A 20,009-nucleotide genomic window follows, 5' to 3' on the forward strand; every position below is an offset into this window, starting at 1 on the left:
CCCGCCGCTCTTCCTTTCGGCGCCCTGTGGGGCGGGGGGGGGGGGGCGGGGGCGGCGGGCCGCCCCCGCCGCGGCCCGCACACGACGGCGGCCCGCCCGCACCGGATGGTGCGGGCGGGCCGTTGCGTTCTCCGTGCCCCGGGGTGCGACGCGCCGCCCCGGCCGCCGGCCTCGGCGGTCGCGGCGCCTGGCGACGTGCTCGGCGGCCTCAGCGCCTGGCGACGTGCTCGGCGCGCAGCGCCGCCTGCATCGCCGCGCCGTCCTGCCACGCGTAGAGCTGGTTGCCGGTCAGCGCCACGTTGTAGTGCCCGCAGGTGCCGGTGGCCTTGGTCACGACGTTCTCGGGGAACCAGCCGGCCTTGAGCGCCTCCGGCACTGGGTGCGCGCTCTTGCCCGGCAGCCCGGTGCTGCAGCCGGCGGGCAGCCGGCCCTCCGGGAGGGTGGCGAACAGCAGGCGGTCGTCACCCCTGGTGGACATCATGTACTTCACCCCGGAGGCGTTGTCGGGGAGCCAGCTCGGCATCGACCGGCGAGCGGCCTTGGCCTGGACGCCGGTCTCGTACGAGCCCTGCTGCTGGTGGTGTTCGTCGTACCAGTCGGACACTCGTGGGCCGATTGCCACGGCCGCCACGGCGACGGCCATGCCGGTGCCCGCGACTCCCATCGCGACCTTGCTCACGATGCTCTTCATGCCCGACTGCCCTCTCCGTGTCGTGACCGGTGCGGCTGTTGCCGCTCGTCTCCGCCGCCGACGGCCGCTCAGGGGGCACCGCCGGCCCGGTCGGCGTGCTCCGCCGTCCGGTGCAACCATCCTGGCCCGTCCGCACCCGTCGGTTCGTCACCACCAGGTCGCGATCCTGTCTCCGACCCACGGGGTACCGTCTCCACCTTCAGACGTACGCCCGTCGGCGGGGCCCCTGAGGTCTTCGGGTTCCGGGCCCCGATCGAGCCTCGCCGAAGCCCGGGGCCGCCGCAGCCCGACCTGCTGCACCCGGGGCACCGGCGGCGCCCCCGCGCGGCCGTCCGGGTCTCAGACAGACGCCGGCACCGGCCGGGCGACCGGGAACGGGCGGCCGTCGAGGGTCCAGTGCGGGTCGATCGGGCGCAGCAGCGAGGCGTACACCTGCGCGGCGACGTCCGGGTGGCGGATCTCGCCGGTGGGCGGGCCGGCCGGGATGTCGTGCCCGGCGCAGGCCACCCAGGCCGTCCGCTCCTCGGCCGTACGGCCGCCGTGGCCGCCGGCGTCCACATGCCCGTGGTCGGTGACGACGATGACCGTCCACTGTTCCTCGGCGTAGGTCTCCCGGCCGCGGACGGCGTCGAGGAGGCGGCCGAGGCGCTCGTCGGCGGTGCGCATGGACGCGCGGTACTCGTCGCCGCAGCCCAGGAAGTGGGCGGTCTCGTCGACGGCGCCGAGGTAGACGAAGGAGGCCTCCGGGTCGGCGGTGCCGAGGACGTGGACGGCCTCCCGGGTGACCTCCTCGTCCACCGCCTCCCAGGCCTCGGGGGCGTCCTCGGCGGGGGCTATGTACGAGAGCCGGCCGGGGGCGCGGAACAGCGGGCCGCCGGACTCGTTGATCATCAGAGGGTCCCAGCCGGCCGCGACGAAGGTACGGCGGCGGTCGCCCCGGGCGAGGCGGGTGGCGAAGTCGGGGAACACGTCGAGGCGGTTGCCGCCCAGGTGGTTGCCCCAGACTCCGTGCTTGGCGGGCTCGACCCCGGTCACGATGGTGGCCCAGCACGGCCCGGACATGGTGGGCGTGGTGTCCGCGACGGTGACCGGCACCAGGAACCCGGCCTCGGCGACCTCCCGCAGGCGCGGCATCGGCACCTGCTCCAGGTAGTCGTGGCGGACTCCGTCGATCCCGACGACGAGCACGCGGGGGCGGGGCCACTGGGCAGCGGACATGGGCGGTTCCTTTCGGTCGTGCGCACCCGGCCGCGCCCGCCGAGGGCGCCGCCGACCGCGCCATGCTCCACCGGCCGCCGTACCGGTCGGCGTCGCACCACCGAACACGGGGTGGCCACCAGGTGTCGGGAAGTCGCCATTCCGCTCTCGGCCGGTCCGCTCACGGCCGGTCGGCTCGCGTCGGTTGCCGTCAGCCGGTCGGTTCGCGGTCGGCTGCCCGTCGGCCGGTCGCCGACGGCCGGACGAAGCGGCGGTCGGCCGCGTCGAGTTCGGCGGCCGGTCCGGCGGCGCGCGGCACCACGCCGAGGCCCCGCTCCGGGTCCGCGGCGTAGCAGTGCGCGAGCCGGGGCAGGTTCGCCTCGACCACGGCCCGGTTCCCCGCCGGGTCGTACGGATCGGCGATCGGGCCGACGTCCAGGACGGCGGCGCTGGGCAGGGCGTCGGCGGCCTCGGCGAGCAGGACGGCGGTGGTGGTCCGCTGGGCCGAGGTGAGCAGGACGCGCTCCCCCGTGCCCAGGGCGTCGGCGGGCGACGTCACGGCTGCGGGCGGAACTCGTGGACGAGCTCGATGCGGCCGACGATGTGGCGGTTGAACTCCGCCAGCTCCTCGGCGGGCACCCAGAGTTCGAGGATCGTCCGGCCGCCCGCCTGCTGGACGGGGTAGCGGGCGAGGAAAGCGGTGTCGACCTTGAAGCGGGTGACGTAGCCGACGCCGGAGGCGGGGACGTTCCAGTCCCGGGCGATGCGGATCGCGTAGTCCTCGTTGAGGACGGGGTAGAAGATCGGCTGCTCGGGCAGGCGGGGCGGCCAGGCGCACCAGTCGGCGGCCTCGACCAGGGCCAGCTCCTCGGGGCCGGTGGGGCGCCAGAGGGTGGTGGTCGGGGGCGGCGTCGGGGCGAACCGGCTGGTCATGGCAGGGACGGTAGCCGGGCCGCGACGGGCCCGGCCACCGGTTTTCCCGGGCCGGCGCGGGGCCGCGGGGGACGGTCGAGGGAGAAGAGGGCGGGGGTGGGGCAGGGCCGTCAGCGGTAGGCGGACTCGCCGGTGATGGCCTCACCCAGGACCAGGGTGTGGATCTCGCTGGTGCCCTCGTAGGTGAGCACCGACTCCAGGTTGTTGGCGTGCCGCAGCACCGGGTACTCGGTGGTGATGCCGTTGGCCCCGAGGACGGTCCGGGCGCTGCGGGCGATCTCCAACGCGGTGCGGACGTTGTTGAGCTTGCCGAAGCTGACGTGCGGCGGGCGGGCCGCGCCCTGCTCCTTGAGCCGGCCGATCCGCAGGGCGACCAGGTACGCCTTCTCGACCTCCAGCATCATCTCGACGAGCTTCTGCTGGGTCAGCTGGAAACCCGCGATCGGGCGGTCGAACTGGATCCGGGTCTTGGCGTAGTCCAGGGCGGCGGTGTAGCAGTCGCGGGCGGCACCGACGGTGCCCCAGAGGATGCCGTAGCGGGCCTCGTTGAGGGAGGAGAGCGGTCCGCGCAGGCCGACCACCCCCGGCAGCACGGCGTCAGCGGGCAGCACCACCTCGTCGAAGGCCAGCTCGCTGGTGACAGAGGCGCGCAGCGAGAGCTTGCCGTGCACGTCGGTGGCGGTCAGACCGCGGGTGCCGCGCTCGACCAGGAAGCCGCGCACGCCCTCCTCGGTCTGCGCCCACACCACGGCGACGTCGGCGATGCTGCCGTTGGTGATCCACATCTTGCTGCCGGACAGCACCCAGTCGCCGCCCCCGCCGCCCTTGCGCACCGCCCGGGTACGCATGTTGGCCGGATCCGAGCCGAAGTCCGGTTCGGTCAGGCCGAAGCAGCCGATGAGTTCGCCGGCGGCCATGCCGGGCAGCCAGCGCTGCTTCTGCTCCTCGGAGCCGAAGGCGTGGATGGAGCGCATGGCCAGCGAGCCCTGGACGGAGACGAAGCTGCGCAGCCCGGAGTCGGCCGCCTCCAGTTCCATGCAGGCCACCCCGTACGCCACCGCGTCGGCGCCCGCGCAGCCGTAGCCGTCGAGGTGCATGCCGAGCACGCCCAGGGCGCCGAGCTCGGGGGCGAGTTCGCGGGCCGGGAAGACCCCGCGTTCGAACCAGTCGCCGATGTGCGGGCGGATGCGCTCCTCGGTGAACCGGCGGACGGTGTCGCGGATCAGCCGCTCCTCGTCGGAGAGCAGGTCTCCGACGGCGAGCAGGTCGGACGGGTCGATCCGGGTCGGCTTCGTCATCGAAGCTCCTTGTACTCTCGGCGGAATACCGGCGAGTATCGCGCACCCGGCCGGGCTGTGGGCGGGCGCGAACGAGTGAGGATGGCGACATGTCCGACGACGCGTACGCGGTCAGCGAGCTGACGGCCGGGGAGCTGGACGACTCGGCCGAGGAACTCGCCGCACTGCTGGTGGAGACGGTGCGCGCGGGCGCCTCGGTCGGGTTCCTCGCCCCGCTCGCGCCCGAGGAGGCCGCGGCGTGGTGGCGGGCGCTCGGCCCGGACGTCGCGGCCGGGCGCCTGGTGCTGTGGACCGCGCGGACCAGGGTCGGCGGGCGGCTCGCCGGCACGGTGCAGCTGCGGCCGGCCACCGCCGCGAACGGCCGGCACCGGGGCGAGGTGGCCAAGCTGATGGTGCACCCGGCCGACCGGGGGCAGCGGCTGGCCGGGCGGCTGCTGGCGGCCCTGGAGGCGCGGGCGGTGGCGCTGGGCATCCGGCTGCTGGTGCTGGACACCGAGACCGGCAGCCCGGCCGAGCAGCTGTACGACGGGGCCGGTTGGAGCCGGGTCGGTTCGGTGCCGGACTTCGCGGCCGACCCGGGGGGTACGCTCCGGCCGACCACCATCTTCTTCAAGTCGCCGACGGGCCGGGCCGCGGTGACGGACTGACGGGCCGACGCGCTGACGGGCCGACGCGCTGACGGGCCGAGCGGCCGAGCGGCCGAAGCAGCGGCCGGCGGGGGCACAACGGATCGGATGGGGACGGAGCGGGGGCAGGGCATGGCACATTGGGCGCTGGTCGTGGAGGAGACGGTCGGCAGCGGGCACGACCGGACCTGGGGCAGCAAGGTGCTGGCCGAGGTCGAGGGCAGCCGGGAGGATGCCGTCGAGGAGCTGAAGCGACTCGTCCCCTCCTACACGCCGCAGCACCCGTTCAACAGTCGGCGGCGGACGCTGCTCCGTGACGGGGACACCTACCTGCTGATCTCGCAGGGGAGCATGCGCGACTACCACTGCGTGTTCAAGGTGTGGGAGCTGCTCTGGGACAGCAAGCGGCCGGAGGTCCAGGCGGAGCGCCTGGCCGAGGGCGCCGGGGAGGAGCAGTGACCGGTGGCCGATGACTGGCGCACGGATGAGAGTGGACGGACGGCGGCCGACAGATGACGGCCGACAGATGTCAGCTGACAGATTTCAAACTCTGTCAGCTGACATCTGTCCGCCCGCCGTCATCCCACCCCGCACAGCCGCAGCACCGCTGTCGTCGCCGCACCCGCGACGACCACCGCCGGGAACGGCGCCCGGCGCAGCGCGAGCACCCCCGCGACCAGTACGCCCGCCGGTCGAGCCCATCCCGCGAAGCCGTGCCCCTGGGTCAGCGCACCGGTCGCGACCAGGGCCACCAGCAGCACCGCCGCCGCGACCGCCAGCAGGTGCCGCAGTCGCTCCGAGAGGGCGAGTCGGCCGGCGAGCAGCGGCCCGGCCAGCCGGTAGGCGTACGTTCCGGCCGCCAGCAGCAGGATCGCGTACAGCGGCATCATCGGACCGCCTCCTTCTTCCCGTTCACCGCGCCCGCGTCGTCCGCCGCCTTCCGGTCCGCCTTTCCTGCGGCCGGCCGTCCAGCGAACAGCAGTCCGACGAGGGCCAGCAACACCGGCAGCCCGGCCGGGACGAACGGCGTTGCCGCCACCGCGACCACCGCGCCCACCAGCGCTGCCGTACGGGTGCGGCGGTCCGCGAGCGAGGGCAGGACGAGCGCGAGCAGCACCGCGGGGAAGGCCGCGTCCAGGCCGAGTGCGTCCGTGTCGCCGATCAGCCCACCCGCGAGCGCTCCGAGCAGCACCGAGATGTTCCAGACCACGAACAGCGCGATCCCGCAGAGCCAGTAGACGGCCCGGCGCCGACGCGGTTCGTCCTGCTGCAGGGCGAAGGCGGCGGTCTCGTCGGTGAGCAGCTGCGCGCCCAGCAGGCGTCGCCACCGCGGGCCGTCGAGCACGTCGGCCACGGTGAAGCCGAAGGGCAGCAGCCGGGCGTTGAGGACCAGTCCGGTGGCGACCGCGGCGAGGGCGCCGCCGCCGGAGAGCACCACGCCGACCGCCGCGAACTGGGAGCCACCGGCGAACACCAGGACGGAGAGGGCGACGGGCACCCAGAGGGGCAGGCCGCCGGAGACGCTGATCGCGCCGAAGGAGGCGCCGACGAGGGCGTCGGCCAGACAGACCAGAGCGACGTCCCGAAGGGTGGCACGCTCCAATGTTCGGATTAGCGAACGCATGTTCATTAGAGTGAACCGCACCGGCGCCGTTCGTCAAGGCGAACAGGTAGACCGATCGGGCGAACGATGGTCGACTTGGCCGACCGTGGCAGCATGAACGGCGGCATCAGCCGCACCGGCAGCCGTGGAAGGGGCCAGGAGGAAGCGTGAGTGGCGAGCATGAGTGACCAGACCACCCCGGCCACGAGCCCCGGCGGGGCCGGCGGCACTGGCGGCACTGGCGGCCCCAGCGGGCCCGGCGGCGTCGGCGGGCCCGGCGGCGTCGGCGGCGTCGAGCTGATCGGCCAGATCGCCGCCTCGATCCGGCGAGAGCGCGAGCGCAGCGGCCTGTCGATGGCCGAGCTGGCCCGGCGCGCGGGCATCGCCAAGTCCACGCTGTCCCAGCTGGAGTCGGGCTCGGGCAACCCCAGCGTGGAGACGCTGTGGGCGCTCGGGGTCGCGCTGAACGTGCCGTTCAGCCGGCTTGTCGACCCGCCGCGCCCGGCCGTCAAGGTGATCCGGGCCGGCGAGGGCCCGGTGACCCACTCCGAGCGCGCCGACTACGCCGCCACCGTGCTCTCCTCCTGCCCGCCCAACGCCCGGCGCGACATCTACCGGATCGAGGCCCAGCCGGGCGAGACCAGGGCTTCCGACCCGCACATGCCCGGCACCGTCGAGCACGTGATGATCGGTGCCGGGCGGGCGCTGGTCGGGCCGACCGAGGCGCCGGTCGAGCTGGGCCCGGGCGACTACGTGAGCTACCCGGGCGACGCTCCGCACGTGTTCCGCGCACTGTCTCCCGACACCCTCGCGGTGATCGTCATGGAACACATCTGACACACCTGACTCACCGTCAATACCCGAGGTGACGCGAGAGGCTACTTCAACAGGCCGTCCAGGAAGGGGTTTCCGAACACCCGGTGTGGGTCGTGGCGGTCCAGCACGGCGACCGCCTCGTCCCAGCCCGGCCCGCCGCCCGCCCGCAGGCTGTCGGGGATGACCCGGCCGAGCAGGTCGGGATCGGACCAGGCGGCTTCGTCGGTGTACGCCCAGCCCTTGGACCACTCGACCCGCAGGCCCGCCCTGGTCCCGTCGAAGGTGCGCAGCAGCCACTGCTCCAACTCCCGGGCGAAGCGCTCCAGTCCGGGCGTGCCGGGGAAGGCCAGGACGTCCAGCCAGATCGCCGTGTCCCAGTCGGGCCGGTCGGCGCGCGGGCGCAGCGCGGACAGCAGCGGGGGCCGGGCGCCGGGGGCACCGGAGGAGGCCGGGTCGTCCAGGCCGGTGACCCTGATCTCCACCGCGCCGTTCACCGGGAACTCGCCTCGGGCCTGGTAGGTGGCGAGCAACTCCCGGTAGTGGGCGGCGAATTCGCTGACCGCCCACTGGATGTCGGCGCGCTTGAGGTGGATCGCGTAACCGTTGGCGGTGACCCGCAGGGTGGTCGGGCGGACGTACTGGAGCAGGGTGCGCGAGGGGCCCCAGAGGTCGGAGCGCAGTCCGCCCGCGAGCAGGTGGGTGAGCACCTCGCCGCTCAGCAGCCGGCGCAGCAGGTCACCGGAGAGCAGGACATCCGTGATGTCGCCCGTGAGCGCCACCTTCGCGACCAGGTACTGGAGTTGGCCGAACAGCGGGGCCGAGGCCCAGGCGCCGGTGACGATCTCGCCGGCGAGCCGGGCGACCGGCTCCGGAACGCTGTCCGAGAAGGGGTAGTTGTACGGGTGGTCGACGGCCAACGAGGCCAGCGGCTTCGTCGGGGTGACGGTCCAGGTCTTGAGCCACGGGTACTCGGTGTAGGCGAACCAGATCGCCTCGACCCGTCCGTCGCGTTCCACGAAGTCGGCCAGGGTGCGCGGGCCTCCCCCGGTACCGAGGACTCCGCCCAGCACGCCGCCGACGACCCCGCCGAGCACACCCCCGAGCCCACCGCCCTCGCCGCTCCCGGCTCCGGCTCCGGCTCCGGCCCCGGCGCCGGCTCCCGTTCCGGCGACCGGGCGGGCGAAGAGCTCGCTCGCCGGGATGTCGAGCCGGCTGACGCAGCGCAGCGGCCGGTCGGCGCCGGCCCGCAGCACCACCTCGGTGAGGAAGGCGCGGCCCAGGTGCACCAGGAAGGCGGCGCTGTCGGCCTCGGAGCGGTCGAAGGTGCGCAACGTGTAACGGCCGGTGGCCGGGTCGAGGACGACGGCGGTGAGCCGGACGACCTGGTTGCTGACCGAGCCGTAGCCGTGGCCCTGAGGCCGTACTTCCCCGGCGGCCGGGACGGCGGTGCCGTGGCCACCGATGGCGAGCACGCCTCCGACGGTGATCTCGCCGGGGGCCGGGCAGGCGGTCAGGCCGAGGCCGCGGTCGGCCAGGTGGGCGAGCAGTGCTTCCATGGTGGCGCCGGTCTGCACCCGAACGGTGTCGGCCGAGTCGGCACTGATGGCGGTCAGGTACCGGCTGGTGTCGACGAGCAGGACCCGGGCGCTCTCCTGGGTCCCGGCGGCGACGGTGAGCGGCGCCCAGGTGTGCCGGTAGCCGGAGGCGCGCAGCCGCCAGCCGTTGGCGTGCGCCCAGTCGGCCAGCGCCGGGACCTCCTCGGGGGTGCGGGGCGCGCAGGTCCACAGCTGGTCGGTGCGGATCTCGCCGGACCAGTTCTGGAAGACCCGCTGGTAGAGCTCGGTGCCGGCGGGCAGTCCGGGCGGTACGGGCGCGGCCGCCTCGACACTGTCGGGTCCGACGGTGCCGCGCAGCAGCCACGCCGCGCCGCCGAGCGCCGCCGACGCACCCAGCAGCTGCCGACGGGTGAGGCCCCCGGGGGTGCTCGTCGGGGGCCTCACCGGTACGTCCGTCCGGGCGTTCATCGGGATCATTCCGTCCGGTTTCGCCCCGCCGCCCGTTCCGCCCGTCGGGCCGTGTCCTGTGGTCATCCGCGTCTCCGCCCCCTCGTGCTGGTCCCCCGGGCCGAGCTGCGGCGATCGGGTCCGGCCGGAGTCCGCCCGGCCCAGTTCGGAGCGTATGAAGGGGCGCGCGGCAGTTTGAAGCGCCTGACCGGGATCTCACTCCTTCGAGTGAGGTCGGCCCGATCGACCCCGGGAGACCCGTTCCACCTGCCCCGCTCCTCGTCCGGACCCGGTTGCCCGCCCGCTCGGCCGGCGCATAGGTTGATCACGATCACCCCGCCCGCCCGCCGGAGGCTCCGCCATGCCCTCGTCCGCGAACTCTTCCGTGCCCACGCGTCCCGAGCCCGCGCGCCCCCAACCCGCGCGTCCCGAGCCCGGAGCACTGACCGTCCCCGGAGCGCTGACCGTCGCCGTCGCCCAGCCCCTCTGCGCCGCCGCCGGCCGTCCGGACACCGTGTCCGAGAACGTCGCCCGGCACGCCGAGGCGGTGCGCGAGGCGGGCACCCGGCTGGTGGTGTTCCCCGAGCTGTCGCTGACGGGCTACGACCTGGCCGCACCGGCCGTCGACCCGGCGGACGCCCGGCTCGCGCCGCTGGTGGCGGCGTGCGCCGCGACCGGCGCCGTCGCCCTGGTCGGGGCGCCGGTCCTCGAGGCCGACGGGCGCGAGTCCATCGCCACGCTGGCGGTCACCGGGGAGGGCGCCGAGGTCGTCTACCGGAAGACGCGCCTGCACGGTGCCGAGGTGGAGCGCTTCGCCCCCGGCGAGAAGCCCGTCGTCCTGGAGCTGGACGGCCTGCGGCTCGGCCTCGCCGTCTGCGCGGACGCCGCCGACCCGGCGCACGCCGAGGAGACCGCCGCGCTCGGCATCGACGCCTACGTCGCCTCCACCCTCTACGGGCCCGGCGCCGCCCAGGCCGAGCGCCGGGACGGCCACTTCCGCGACCGGGCCGCCGCCCACGGGGTGTGGTGCGTGCTCGCGACCTGTGCCGGGGCCACCGGCGAGTACCCGGACAGCTCGGGCGGCTCCGGTGTCTGGGCCCCGGGCGGGGGCCTCGTCGTCCAGGCCGGCAGTGCCCCGGGCGAGCTGGTCCGCGCCGAGCTGCCCCGGCGGTAGGCCCGGGCGGTAGGCCTCGGGGGCAGGCCCCTCGTCGACCTGTTCCCCGGCGGCCGGCTGGCCGGAACCGAGTCCCCCGAGCGGAAGAACCCGGCCCGAGCGGAAATACCCGGGCCCCGCGCGCGGCTGTGGTGAGCGAAGATCCGTTCCGGGCCGCTCCGGCCCGTACAGGAGGTGCAGCGCGCGATGAGTGGCGAGCAGGCGAAGCCGCAGGAGTACCGGATCGAGCACGACTCGATGGGCGAGGTCCGGGTGCCGGCCGACGCGAAGTGGCAGGCGCAGACGCAGCGGGCGGTGGAGAACTTCCCGGTGTCCGGTCAGCGGCTGGAGCGGGCGCACATCGCCGCGCTGGCCCGGATCAAGGCCGCCGCGGCCCGGGTGAACGCCCGGCTCGGGGTGCTGGACGAGGAGACGGCGGAGGCGATCGCGGGGGCCGCCGAGGAGGTCGCGGAGGGGCACTGGGACGACCAGTTCCCGGTGGACGTGTTCCAGACCGGCTCGGGCACCTCCTCCAACATGAACACCAACGAGGTGATCGCCACCCTGGCCGGGGAGCGGCTGGGCCGGCCGGTCCACCCGAACGACCACGTCAACGCCAGCCAGTCGTCCAACGACGTCTTCCCGTCCTCGATCCACATCGCCGCGACCGCCGCCGTCACCCACGACCTGGTCCCGGCACTGGAGCACCTCGCGGAGGCGCTGGAGCGCAAGGCCACCGAGTTCGCCGGGGTGGTCAAGTCGGGCCGCACGCACCTGATGGACGCCACGCCCGTCACGCTCGGCCAGGAGTTCGGCGGCTACGCGGCGCAGGTGCGGAACGGGCGGGAGCGGCTGCTGGCCTCCCTCCCCCGGGTGGCCGAACTCCCGCTCGGTGGAACGGCAGTGGGCACCGGCATCAACACCCCGCCCGGCTTCCCGGCGGCCGTCATCGCGGAGGTCGCGCGCGCCACCGGCCTGCCGCTGACCGAGGCGCGCAACCACTTCGAGGCGCAGGGCGCGCGGGACGCCCTGGTCGAGCTGAGCGGTCAACTGCGCACGGTGGCGGTCGGGTTCACGAAGATCGCGAACGATCTGCGGTGGATGGGCTCCGGTCCGCGCACCGGGCTCGGCGAGATCAACCTGCCGGACCTCCAGCCGGGTTCGTCGATCATGCCGGGCAAGGTGAACCCGGTGCTGCCCGAGGTGGTGCTGATGGTCGCCGCCCAGGTGGTGGGCAACGACGCGACGGTCACACTGGCGGGTGCCAGCGGCAACTTCGAGCTGAACGTGATGCTCCCGGTGATCGCCCGCAACGTGCTGGAGTCGGTGCGGCTGCTCGCCAACAGCGCCCGGCTGCTGGCCGACCGGACGGTGGACGGCGTCACCGCCAACGTCGAACGGGCCCGGGAGTACGCGGAGTCCTCGCCCTCGGTGGTGACCCCGCTGAACCGCTACATCGGGTACGAGGAGGCGGCGAAGGTCGCCAAGCAGGCGCTGGCCGAGCGCAAGACGATCCGTCAGGTGGTGCTGGAGCGCGGCTACGTCGACCAGGGCAGGCTCACCGGGGAGCAGCTGGACGAGGCCCTGGACGTCCTGCGGATGACGCACCCGTAACGGGGGCCGGACCACGCCGGCGCCCGGGGCGCGCGCGGGGGCGTACGCCGGGGCGCGGCCGACGTCCCGGCAGGCGTGTGCGCCACCGTCCCGGCAGGCGTGTCGGGACGCACGCCGGGGCGCGGCGGGCGGTTGGGCCCTCCGCGCCCCGGTCATGGGCTGTGGGGAAGATCAGCCCTTGGCGCGGCCGGCCCGGCCGCGCCGCATCGATGCTCCGTTCGACGTCATGGTCGCCATCGAGATCGCCGCGAGGCCGAGCAGGAACATCACGGCGCCTACGATGATGCAGGTCACGATGTTCTTGCCGTGCGCGACGGACCCGGAGACGAGCCACGGGGAGATGATCGTCCAGACACCGAGCGCGGCGGCCGCCCAGGCCCGCGCGTGGGTGCGTTCGTAGGCCGATCCGTAGCCGGCCATGAGGGCCGTGTAGGCCAGACCCACGATCAGGCAGGTCACGGTCAGGGTGTTGTACGCGGTGAAGCCGACGATCCATGGCGATGCTGCCAGGAAGAGACCGGCCAGGACGGCCAGGGCTTCGATGCCCTGGGCACGGGGGGTCGAAGTGACCCGCTCGTAGCGTTCGCGGAGTTCGACGATGTCCGGATGGTGCTCCATGCCCGTCGTCGGGATATGGGTTGCCACCGATACCACCTCCTGTGGTCGGAACCGGTAAGGCGCTTGCCCCGTACCCATTCTGGCCCTTATCCACCGTTTTGCACCCGATGGCCGGGAATGGTGGATAACCATCCGATCACGCCGGTGACCTGCGTCTCAACCGCCCGGGCCGCCATTGCCTATGCAACTCGTTGCATAGCAGGATGCGGGCCATGGCACTGGAGCACGCGATCCTCGTCTCGCTGCTGGAGCAGCCCGGCTCCGGCTACGAGCTGGCCCGGCGCTTCGACCGCTCGATCGGACGCTTCTGGACCGCCACCCACCAGCAGATCTACCGGGTGCTGCGGCGGATGGAGGCGGACGGCTGGGTGGCCGCGCAGGAGGTCCCCCAGGACGGGCGCCCGGACAAGAAGGTCTACTCGGCGGCCGAGGCCGGACGCGCCGCACTGGCCGGCTGGCTGCGCGAGCCCGTCGAGCCGGAGACCGTCCGGCACGAGCTCGCGGTCAAGATCCGGGCCGCCGCCTTCGACGACCCGGCCGCGCTGGTCTCCGAGGTCGAACGGCACCGCGAGAGCCACGCCGCCCTGCTCGCCCGCTACCTGCACGGCGAGCAGCGGGACTTCCCCGACACCACCGCGCTCGACGCCCGCGAGCAGCTCCAGCACGTGGTGCTGCGCGGCGGCATCGAGTACGAGCGGATGACTCTCGCCTGGCTCGACGACGTGCTCGCCACCCTACGCCGCCTCGCCACCGACCGGCCTGACCAACCGGCCTGACCAACCGGCCTGGCCGGCGGTCCGACCGGCAGTCAGGCCAGCAGTCAGGCTGGCCAGCAGGCCGGCTCGCCGCCCATTTCGCACCCTCGACCTCTCACACCCTCGACCCCCGGGAGCCCCTCGATGCTCTTCAACCCGCGAAGCTACGACCCCGTACAGTTCGACGAGCCGACCCGCCGACTGCTGCGCGCGACGGTGGACTGGTTCGAGTCCCGCGGCAAGAAGGCGCTGATCGACACCTACATCGACCGCAGCTGGTACGCGGACTTCCTGGACTTCGCCGCGAAGGAGGGCCTGTTCGCGGAGTTCCTGACCCCCGCCGCGGCCGACTCCGACAAGCGCTGGGACACCGCGCGGATCGCCGAGCTCAACGAGATCCTCGGCTTCTACGGCCTCGGCTACTGGTACACCTGGCAGGTCACCATCCTGGGCCTCGGCCCGGTCTGGCAGAGCGAGAACGAGGCCGTCCGCGCCCGCGCCGCCAAGCTCCTCGCCGACGGCCACGTGATGGCCTTCGGCCTCTCCGAGCGCACCCACGGCGCCGACATCTACTCCACCGACATGATCCTCACCCCGGACGGCGAGGGCGGCTTCACCGCGAGCGGCTCCAAGTACTACATCGGCAACGGCAACGTGGCCGGCCTGGTCTCGGTGTTCGGCCGCCGCTCGGACGTCGAGGGCCCGGAGGGCTACGTCTTCTTCGCCGCCGACAGCCGCCACGACGCGTACCACCTGGTCAAGAACGTGGTGAACGCGCAGATGTACGTCAGCGAGTTCCGCCTGGAGGACTACCCGGTGCGCGCCGAGGACGTGCTGCACACCGGCCAGGCCGCCTTCGACGCCGCGCTGAACACCGTCAACGTCGGCAAGTTCAACCTCTGCACCGCCTCGGTCGGCATCTGCGAGCACGCGATGTACGAGGCCGTCACGCACGCCCACAACCGGGTGCTGTACGGCCGGCGGGTCACCGACTTCCCGCACGTCAAGCGGGAGTTGACCGACGCGTACGTCCGCCTGGCGGCAATGAAGCTGTTCAGCGCGCGGGCCGTGGACTACTTCCGCAGCGCCTCCCCCGAGGACCGCCGCTACCTGCTGTTCAACCCGATGACCAAGATGAAGGTCACCACCGAGGGCGAGAAGGTCATCGACCTGATGTGGGACGTCATCGCGGCCAAGGGCTTCGAGGCGGACACCTACTTCGACAAGGCCGCGAAGGACATCCGCGGCCTGCCGAAGCTGGAGGGCACCGTCCACGTCAACCTGGCGCTGATCCTCAAGTTCATGGGCAACTACCTGTTCGCGCCCGCCGACTACGCCCCCGTGCCGACCCGCCTGGACGCCGCCGACGACGCCTTCCTGTTCCGGCAGGGGCCCGCCCGCGGCCTCGGCGCGATCCGGTTCCACGACTGGCGCGCCGCCTACGACCGCCACGCCGAGCTGCCCAACGTCGCCCGCTTCCGCGAACAGGCCGACGGCTTCTGCGAGTTGCTGCTCGAGAACGCGCCGAGCAAGGAGCAGCAGGCGGACCTGGACTTCCTGCTGGAGATCGGCCAGCTGTTCGCGCTGATCGTCTACGGACAGCTGGTGCTGGAGCAGGCCGAGCTGACCGGCCTGGACGCGGACGTCCTGGACCGGATCTTCGACGCGCTGGTCCGCGACTTCTCCGCGCACGCCACCGAGCTGCACGGCAAGGCCTCCGCCACCGAGGAGCAGGCTGCCTGGGCTCTGGCGAACGTGCGCCGCCCGGTCGCCGACCCGGCGCGGGACGCGCGGGTGTGGGCGCGGGTGGAGGCGCTCTCCGGCGCGTACGAGATGCAGCCGTAGGGCCGCGCGGCAGGACCCCGGGGGTGCCGGTCGGCGGGCCGGCACCCCCGGTTCATCCCTCCGGGGAGGGCCGGCACCCCCCGGTTCACCTCTCCGGGGAGGACCGGCCGTCCCCGAGGCCCATGTCGCGGGCCCGGGCGACCGCCTCGGCGCGTGTCGCGACGTGCAGCTTCTCGAAGATGTGGGTGATGTGGTTGCGGACGGTCTTCTCGGCGACCACCAGCTCCCGGGCGATCCGCCGGTTGTCCAGCCCGCGCGCGACCAGGTCCAGCACCTCGGCCTCGCGGGCGGTGAGCTCGGGAAAGAGCTGTCCCGCCTCGCGCATCCTCGCCCCGGCCAGCAGGGCGGTGATCCGCCCGGCCACCTCGCCGCCGAACACCGCGCCGCCCGCCGCGACCGTCCGCACCGCGTGCAGCACCTCCTCCCGGCCCGCGCCCTTGACCAGGTAGCCGCGCGCGCCCGCCTGGAGGGCGCCGAGCAGGTTCCCGTCGTCGTCCGACATGGTCAGCATCAGCACCGGCGGCGGGGCTTCCTGGGTGGCGAGCTGCCGGACGGCCTCCAGTCCGGAGCCGTCGGGCAGCGAGAGGTCCATGATCACCACGGTCGGGCGGTGCCGGGCGACCGCCCGCGGGACGTCGGCGACCCGCTCGGCCTCGGCGACGACCGAGATGTCGTCCGTGCTCTCCAGGGCCGCCCGGAGGCCCTCCCGGAAGAGGGGGTGGTCATCGACGATCAGTACACGGACGGCCCTTTCCGTGCTGGGGTCCGGAGGTTCCACTGGCTGCTCCTCATCCACGCGGGCGACACTATCAGCGGCGATAGCATGACTTTCCGTGACATGCTGGTGAACCCCTCGGCGTGTCGGCCCGCCTGCGCCAGGATCCGAGACCGGTGCCTCAGGCACCCGGGACACCGGGCCGCCGAGGCTTGGGTCCCCGGGACCGGTGCCCTGTCGACCGAGCCCGTCCAAGAGGTGATGCCATGGCCACGGCGATCTCTCATCCGCACCGCACGCGGGCCGAGCGGCAACTGACCGCCGCCGCGGTCGTCACGGCGGTCTGCTTCATCGTCGCGACGCTGTGGATCTGCTACGTGCTCGTGCACCTGGGCGATCCGGGCGTGTCCGTCCCCCGGGACGCACTCCTCAACCTGCTCGCCATCCTTCCGGCCGCCGCCTCGGGCATGCTGCTGCATGCCCACCGCCCCGGCAGCCCGCTCGGCTGGGTCTTCCTGATGTGGGCCTTGAGCTTCGTCCTGACCCTCGCCCCGACCGCACCGGCCTGGGTCGAGGTCACTGCCCCCGGCCTCATCGGCGCCATCCTGGTCGTCGAGGTGATCGGCCTTGCGGTCAGCTCGACGATCATCTACGCGCTACCGCTATGGCTACCGAACGGTCGGCTGACGACCCGACGATGGTGGTGGTACATCGCGGCCGTCTCGCTGTACACGGTTCCGGCCGCGGCTGCGCTGCTCGACCGTCCACATTCCTTCGGACGGCCGAATCCGCTGGCGGGCACCCCTCCGGCACGCTTCTTCAGCACCGTCGCCGGCACCTGGGCCGACCACGACCGGCTGATCAACGACTGCCTCCTCGGGTTCCTGGCGGTCGTCCTGTTGACTCGAATGCTGCGATCCCGCAGCCGGGGCAGCGACGCGGAAGTGACTCGCAGGCGCCGGTTCCGGGTGCTGGCGATGCTCGGAACGTATTCGCTCTTCGCTGCGACCGAGGCCCTGTACGCCCGGCTGTCGAGTGTGCACTTCTGGCTCACCTATGTGCTCTACGCCGTCGCGGGTCTGGTTTGGGCCGTCGTGGGTTTCCTGGTCGTGCAGCATCACGGCTGGCGGCTCGACAGAGCGGCCCGCAATGTCCTGATCGGGCTGTTGCTGGGCACAGGCGTCACCGGGCTGTTCGTGGTGGCCGCCGCCGTGCTGTCCAACTGGCTGGTCCCTGGCCACGGCGCGGCAGCCCTGGTGTTGATCGCCCTGGTGTACGCGCTCGGCGCGGCACTGCCCCGTGCGGCGCGGGGAGCCGTCGCCCTGGTCGACCGGCTGTACTTCGGCAAGCGCGCACAGCCGTACCAGGTGTTGCGCACGCTCGCCGGGAGGTTGCGGCAGGTCGTCGATCCGGAGCACATTCCGGAGACACTGTGCTCAACGGTCGCCGAGGAACTACGACTGCCCGGAGTCGCCCTCTCCGTCATCACCCAGTCCGGGCACCGCACCCTGGCCACGACCGGAAGACTGGGCGGACTCAGCCAGGACTTCCTGCTGTTCCATAACGGGATGAAGATCGGCACATTGACCGTGGGCCTGCGCTCCGGCGAGCAGCGACTGGACGCCAGCGACGTCGACATCCTGCGTTCGCTCGCCGACCAGGCCTCACCGGCAGTCGCCTCGCTTCGGCTCCAGGAGGACCTTCGAGCCAGCCGGGAACAGATCGTCTCCGCGCGGGAGGAGGAACGGCGGTGGCTGAGGCGGGACATCCATGACGGGCTCGGGCCGGCCCTGGCCGGACTGCGACTGCAGGTGGACAATGCGGGCTCGGAGGCCGACGGCAGGCTCGCGGGCACCCTGCACAAGGTGTCGGACGGCCTGGGGCTGGCGATCAAGGAGGTCCGCCGGATCACCGACCGGCTCGGGCCCGCGCCGGTCTGCGAGTTCGGTCTGACGCGAGCGGTACGCCGACTCGCGGAGACCTTCAGCGGGACCGGGCTGACCGTGACGGTGGAGCTGTCATCGGATCCACTACCGGACCTGCCGGCGGTAGTGGAGAACACGGCGTACCGCATCACGGCAGAGGCGCTCAACAACGTGTTGCGGCATGCCCGAGCTCGAACAGCGCGTGTGACGCTGCGGGTGGACGCGGAGGAACTGACACTGATCGTGCATGACGACGGCGTGGGGTACCAGGCCGACCAGCGTCTGCGAACGGGTGGCGGCGGAGTCGGAATGCGGTCGATGGCGGAACGGGCGGCGGAGGTCGGCGGCCGGTGCACCATCCGGTCGCTGCCGGATGACGGGGGAACCCAGGTGGTGGCCGTACTGCCGCGCTCTCCGATGACCAGGAACAGTTGAATGACGGATGACGGGCGGATGACAGATTTCAAAATCTGTCATCCGTCATCTGTCATCCGTCTCGACGACTTGCAGGTCGCCCTGTTCTCTCAACTCTGCGGATCGACCTGCCCCAGGCGCGTGGGCCCGTCCTCCCGCTCCGGCGCCGCTCCGGCACCGGGGGCGCCGACGCGGCCGAGAACGGCGGTGACCGGTCCGCGCCGCCCGGCCCGCAGGCCGTACCGCTCGCCCGCCCTGGCGTAGACCAGGTCGCCGGGGATCAGCGGTACTTCACCGAGTTCGCCGAGGAAGACGGCGGCCCCGGAGAGGAGCAGCAGGAAGGTGTCGGCCGAGCGGTCCGTGTACGGGCCGCAGGTGGTGCCCGGGGCGAGGCGGACGGTGCCCACGTCGACCTGGCGCCAGTTCCGGGCGGGCGCCGAGTCCGATCGCTGGGTCGGGATGGCGGCCCTGGCGGGGTTGGGGCGGACGGTGAGCACGGCGGTCGGTGTGCCGCGGACGGCGGTGAGCCGGTAGGAGGTGCCGGGCCGGTGGTGCAGGGCCTCGCCCGGGGAGAGGATCCGGCCGGCCGCGAACAGCCGGCCGGAGAGCACCACGGTCACCGACTCGACGGACTTGTACGGGAGTTGTTCGACCCGGACGCCCGGCGGCAGCGCCTCGACAGTGAGTCCGGCGCGGACGGCCGGCCGCTGCTCGGGGTCGATCAGCCGCTGGAACGCGGGCGCGGTGCGGGGAACGGCGGCGGGGACGAGTATCACGAGGGGTTCCTCCGACGAGGACTGGTGGGACCGGTCAGGGCCGGTTCCGGCGGGTGGCGCGGCGCCGGGCCGGGGCGGCCCGGGTGCCGGCGGAGTGCCGGGGTACGGCGAGGGTCAGGCAGAGCAGCTCCACACCGAGCGGCCCGGCTTCGAGGTGCAGGGCGCGGCCGCGGCGGGCCAGCAGCAGGTCTCCTTCGGAGGCCAGGTGCTCGGGCTCGTCGGAGAGTCGGCCGACGACGGCGGCGCCGCGCAGCACGTGCAGGACGGTCTCGGTGTCGGGCCGGCCCGGGAGGACGTGGTGGGCGCCCGGGCTCAGGCGCAGGTGGTCGAAGGCCTCGCAGGCGCTGGCGAGCATCGAGCTCCGAGCCAGGGAGCGGATCCGTACGCGCTCGCCGTTCGGGCCGATGAGGACCATGGCCGCGCCGGCGTCGGTGGTGACGATCACCTGGGGTCACCTCCTCGGGAGGGGAGCGGGACGGCGAGCAGGGCGTGGAAGAACTCCAGGCCCGCCGTCCCGGCGGTCAGGACGGTCCGCGAGCCGAGCGGCAGTACCACCGCGGTGCCCTCGACCAGCGGGAAGCCGGCCCCGGCGCGCTCCGGGTGATCCGGGTTGTCCCGGTTGTCCTGGTGCACGGCGCTCTCGGGCAGCTCGGCGAGCCCGGAGCCGGCGGTGACGTAGATCGCGTGCTCGATGCCGTCGGCGACCAACTCGGTGCACCAGCCCGGGTCGAGCCGTTGCAGGCCGACGCCGCGCAGCGGTCCGGCGAGCAGGCGGCCGGGGTCGACGGCGCCTCGGCGGCGCAGGTCGGTGATGACGGTGCCCGACATGACGGGCGCTCCTTCCGCTCGTGGGCGGGCTCTGCGGCCCGCCTACGCGATCCACCGTGCGCCGCCCACTGTCCCGGCCGCACGGGGGTGTCGTCCCGTCCGGCTCCCGACCCGATCCCGGACGGCTCCCGACGCGATCCCGGCCGGGACCCGGTTCGATCCCGGCCCGCTCCCGGTGGGGGGGGGGGCGGGGGCGGGG

General features: G+C 73.3%; 21 protein-coding genes. 8 read left to right on the plus strand and 13 right to left on the minus strand.

All coding sequences use genetic code 11. From position 1 onward, the window contains the following. Positions 1-208: 208 nt before the first annotated feature. The 5 genes from ACWDBB_RS35010 to ACWDBB_RS35030 form a co-directional block, all read right to left on the minus strand. Complete coding sequence (locus ACWDBB_RS35010; protein WP_449793443.1) at positions 209-691, minus strand: hypothetical protein; 483 nt, start codon at positions 689-691, stop codon at positions 209-211. Positions 692-1,030: 339 nt separating this feature from the next. Beyond that, positions 1,031-1,909 carry an alkaline phosphatase family protein gene (locus tag ACWDBB_RS35015; protein WP_449793444.1) on the minus strand — a complete coding sequence of 293 codons (879 nt, stop codon included), beginning with the start codon at positions 1,907-1,909 and terminating at the stop codon, positions 1,031-1,033. Between the two features lie 190 nt (positions 1,910-2,099). Then, complete coding sequence (locus tag ACWDBB_RS35020) at positions 2,100-2,447, minus strand: hypothetical protein (protein ID WP_449793445.1); 348 nt, start codon at positions 2,445-2,447, stop codon at positions 2,100-2,102. Continuing rightward, complete coding sequence (locus ACWDBB_RS35025) at positions 2,444-2,821, minus strand: ADP-ribosylation/crystallin J1 (protein ID WP_449793446.1); 378 nt, start codon at positions 2,819-2,821, stop codon at positions 2,444-2,446. Before ACWDBB_RS35025 ends, ACWDBB_RS35020 begins: the two co-directional genes overlap by 4 nt. Positions 2,822-2,931: 110 nt before the next feature. Beyond that, positions 2,932-4,119 (minus strand): acyl-CoA dehydrogenase family protein, encoded by a 1,188-nt coding sequence (locus ACWDBB_RS35030; RefSeq protein WP_449793447.1) that lies wholly within the window; start codon positions 4,117-4,119, stop codon positions 2,932-2,934. Between the two features lie 89 nt (positions 4,120-4,208). Between ACWDBB_RS35030 and ACWDBB_RS35035 the strand changes: the two genes are divergently transcribed. Further along, entirely contained in the window at positions 4,209-4,766 is a 558-nt protein-coding gene (locus ACWDBB_RS35035; protein ID WP_449793448.1) for a GNAT family N-acetyltransferase, read from the plus strand. A gap of 111 nt (positions 4,767-4,877) precedes the next feature. Further along, complete coding sequence (locus ACWDBB_RS35040) at positions 4,878-5,204, plus strand: hypothetical protein (RefSeq protein WP_449793449.1); 327 nt, start codon at positions 4,878-4,880, stop codon at positions 5,202-5,204. 119 nt (positions 5,205-5,323) lie between these two features. Here the strand turns inward: ACWDBB_RS35040 and ACWDBB_RS35045 are convergent, their stop codons facing one another. After that, positions 5,324-5,632 carry an AzlD domain-containing protein gene (locus ACWDBB_RS35045; protein WP_392872766.1) on the minus strand — a complete coding sequence of 103 codons (309 nt, stop codon included), beginning with the start codon at positions 5,630-5,632 and terminating at the stop codon, positions 5,324-5,326. Beyond that, complete coding sequence (locus tag ACWDBB_RS35050) at positions 5,632-6,369, minus strand: AzlC family ABC transporter permease (RefSeq protein WP_449793450.1); 738 nt, start codon at positions 6,367-6,369, stop codon at positions 5,632-5,634. The genes ACWDBB_RS35045 and ACWDBB_RS35050 overlap by 1 nt, the downstream gene beginning before the upstream one ends. A gap of 150 nt (positions 6,370-6,519) precedes the next feature. Here ACWDBB_RS35050 and ACWDBB_RS35055 point away from each other — a divergent pair, with 150 nt between their 5' ends. Further along, complete coding sequence (locus ACWDBB_RS35055) at positions 6,520-7,185, plus strand: helix-turn-helix domain-containing protein (protein WP_449793451.1); 666 nt, start codon at positions 6,520-6,522, stop codon at positions 7,183-7,185. A gap of 41 nt (positions 7,186-7,226) precedes the next feature. Here the strand turns inward: ACWDBB_RS35055 and ACWDBB_RS35060 are convergent, their stop codons facing one another. Then, positions 7,227-9,188: a cholesterol oxidase substrate-binding domain-containing protein gene (locus ACWDBB_RS35060; RefSeq protein WP_449793452.1), complete on the minus strand. Its 1,962-nt coding sequence runs from the start codon at positions 9,186-9,188 to the stop codon at positions 7,227-7,229. 364 nt (positions 9,189-9,552) lie between these two features. Here ACWDBB_RS35060 and ACWDBB_RS35065 point away from each other — a divergent pair, with 364 nt between their 5' ends. Together ACWDBB_RS35065 and ACWDBB_RS35070 are read left to right on the plus strand one after the other, a co-directional pair. Next, a complete protein-coding gene (locus tag ACWDBB_RS35065; RefSeq protein WP_449793453.1) occupies positions 9,553-10,341 on the plus strand; it encodes a carbon-nitrogen hydrolase family protein in 789 nt (262 codons plus the stop codon). 186 nt (positions 10,342-10,527) lie between these two features. After that, entirely contained in the window at positions 10,528-11,934 is a 1,407-nt protein-coding gene (locus ACWDBB_RS35070) for a class II fumarate hydratase (protein ID WP_449793454.1), read from the plus strand. Positions 11,935-12,105: 171 nt separating this feature from the next. Here ACWDBB_RS35070 and ACWDBB_RS35075 read toward each other — a convergent pair whose 3' ends face one another. Next, positions 12,106-12,579, minus strand: coding sequence for an SPW repeat protein (locus ACWDBB_RS35075; RefSeq protein ID WP_449793455.1), 474 nt, complete (start codon positions 12,577-12,579; stop codon positions 12,106-12,108). 185 nt (positions 12,580-12,764) lie between these two features. Here ACWDBB_RS35075 and ACWDBB_RS35080 point away from each other — a divergent pair, with 185 nt between their 5' ends. Further along, positions 12,765-13,328 carry a PadR family transcriptional regulator gene (locus ACWDBB_RS35080; RefSeq protein ID WP_449793456.1) on the plus strand — a complete coding sequence of 188 codons (564 nt, stop codon included), beginning with the start codon at positions 12,765-12,767 and terminating at the stop codon, positions 13,326-13,328. Positions 13,329-13,451: 123 nt separating this feature from the next. Further along, on the plus strand, positions 13,452-15,152 hold the full coding sequence (locus ACWDBB_RS35085; protein WP_449793457.1) for an acyl-CoA dehydrogenase family protein: 1,701 nt from the start codon (positions 13,452-13,454) through the stop codon (positions 15,150-15,152). 85 nt (positions 15,153-15,237) lie between these two features. Here ACWDBB_RS35085 and ACWDBB_RS35090 read toward each other — a convergent pair whose 3' ends face one another. Beyond that, on the minus strand, positions 15,238-15,930 hold the full coding sequence (locus ACWDBB_RS35090; RefSeq protein WP_449793458.1) for a response regulator: 693 nt from the start codon (positions 15,928-15,930) through the stop codon (positions 15,238-15,240). Positions 15,931-16,133: 203 nt separating this feature from the next. On the opposite strand from ACWDBB_RS35090, the gene ACWDBB_RS35095 reads away from it, so the two are divergent. Further along, the gene (locus ACWDBB_RS35095; protein WP_449793459.1) at positions 16,134-18,227 is read left to right on the plus strand and encodes a sensor histidine kinase; all 2,094 of its coding nucleotides are present in this window, start codon (positions 16,134-16,136) and stop codon (positions 18,225-18,227) included. Positions 18,228-18,316: 89 nt separating this feature from the next. On the opposite strand, the gene ACWDBB_RS35100 is transcribed toward ACWDBB_RS35095, so the two are convergent. From ACWDBB_RS35100 to ACWDBB_RS35110, 3 genes are read right to left on the minus strand one after another with little or no spacing between them, the layout of a single operon-like run. Then, on the minus strand, positions 18,317-18,982 hold the full coding sequence (locus tag ACWDBB_RS35100; RefSeq protein WP_449793460.1) for a hypothetical protein: 666 nt from the start codon (positions 18,980-18,982) through the stop codon (positions 18,317-18,319). A 34-nt stretch (positions 18,983-19,016) separates the two neighbouring features. Then, positions 19,017-19,427, minus strand: a complete 411-nt coding sequence (locus ACWDBB_RS35105; protein ID WP_449793461.1) for a hypothetical protein — start codon at positions 19,425-19,427, stop codon at positions 19,017-19,019. Further along, positions 19,424-19,810: a hypothetical protein gene (locus tag ACWDBB_RS35110; RefSeq protein ID WP_449793462.1), complete on the minus strand. Its 387-nt coding sequence runs from the start codon at positions 19,808-19,810 to the stop codon at positions 19,424-19,426. The genes ACWDBB_RS35105 and ACWDBB_RS35110 overlap by 4 nt, the downstream gene beginning before the upstream one ends. Between the last annotated feature and the right edge of the window lie 199 nt (positions 19,811-20,009).

The sequence above is a fragment of the Kitasatospora sp. NPDC001095 genome (assembly GCF_053598615.1).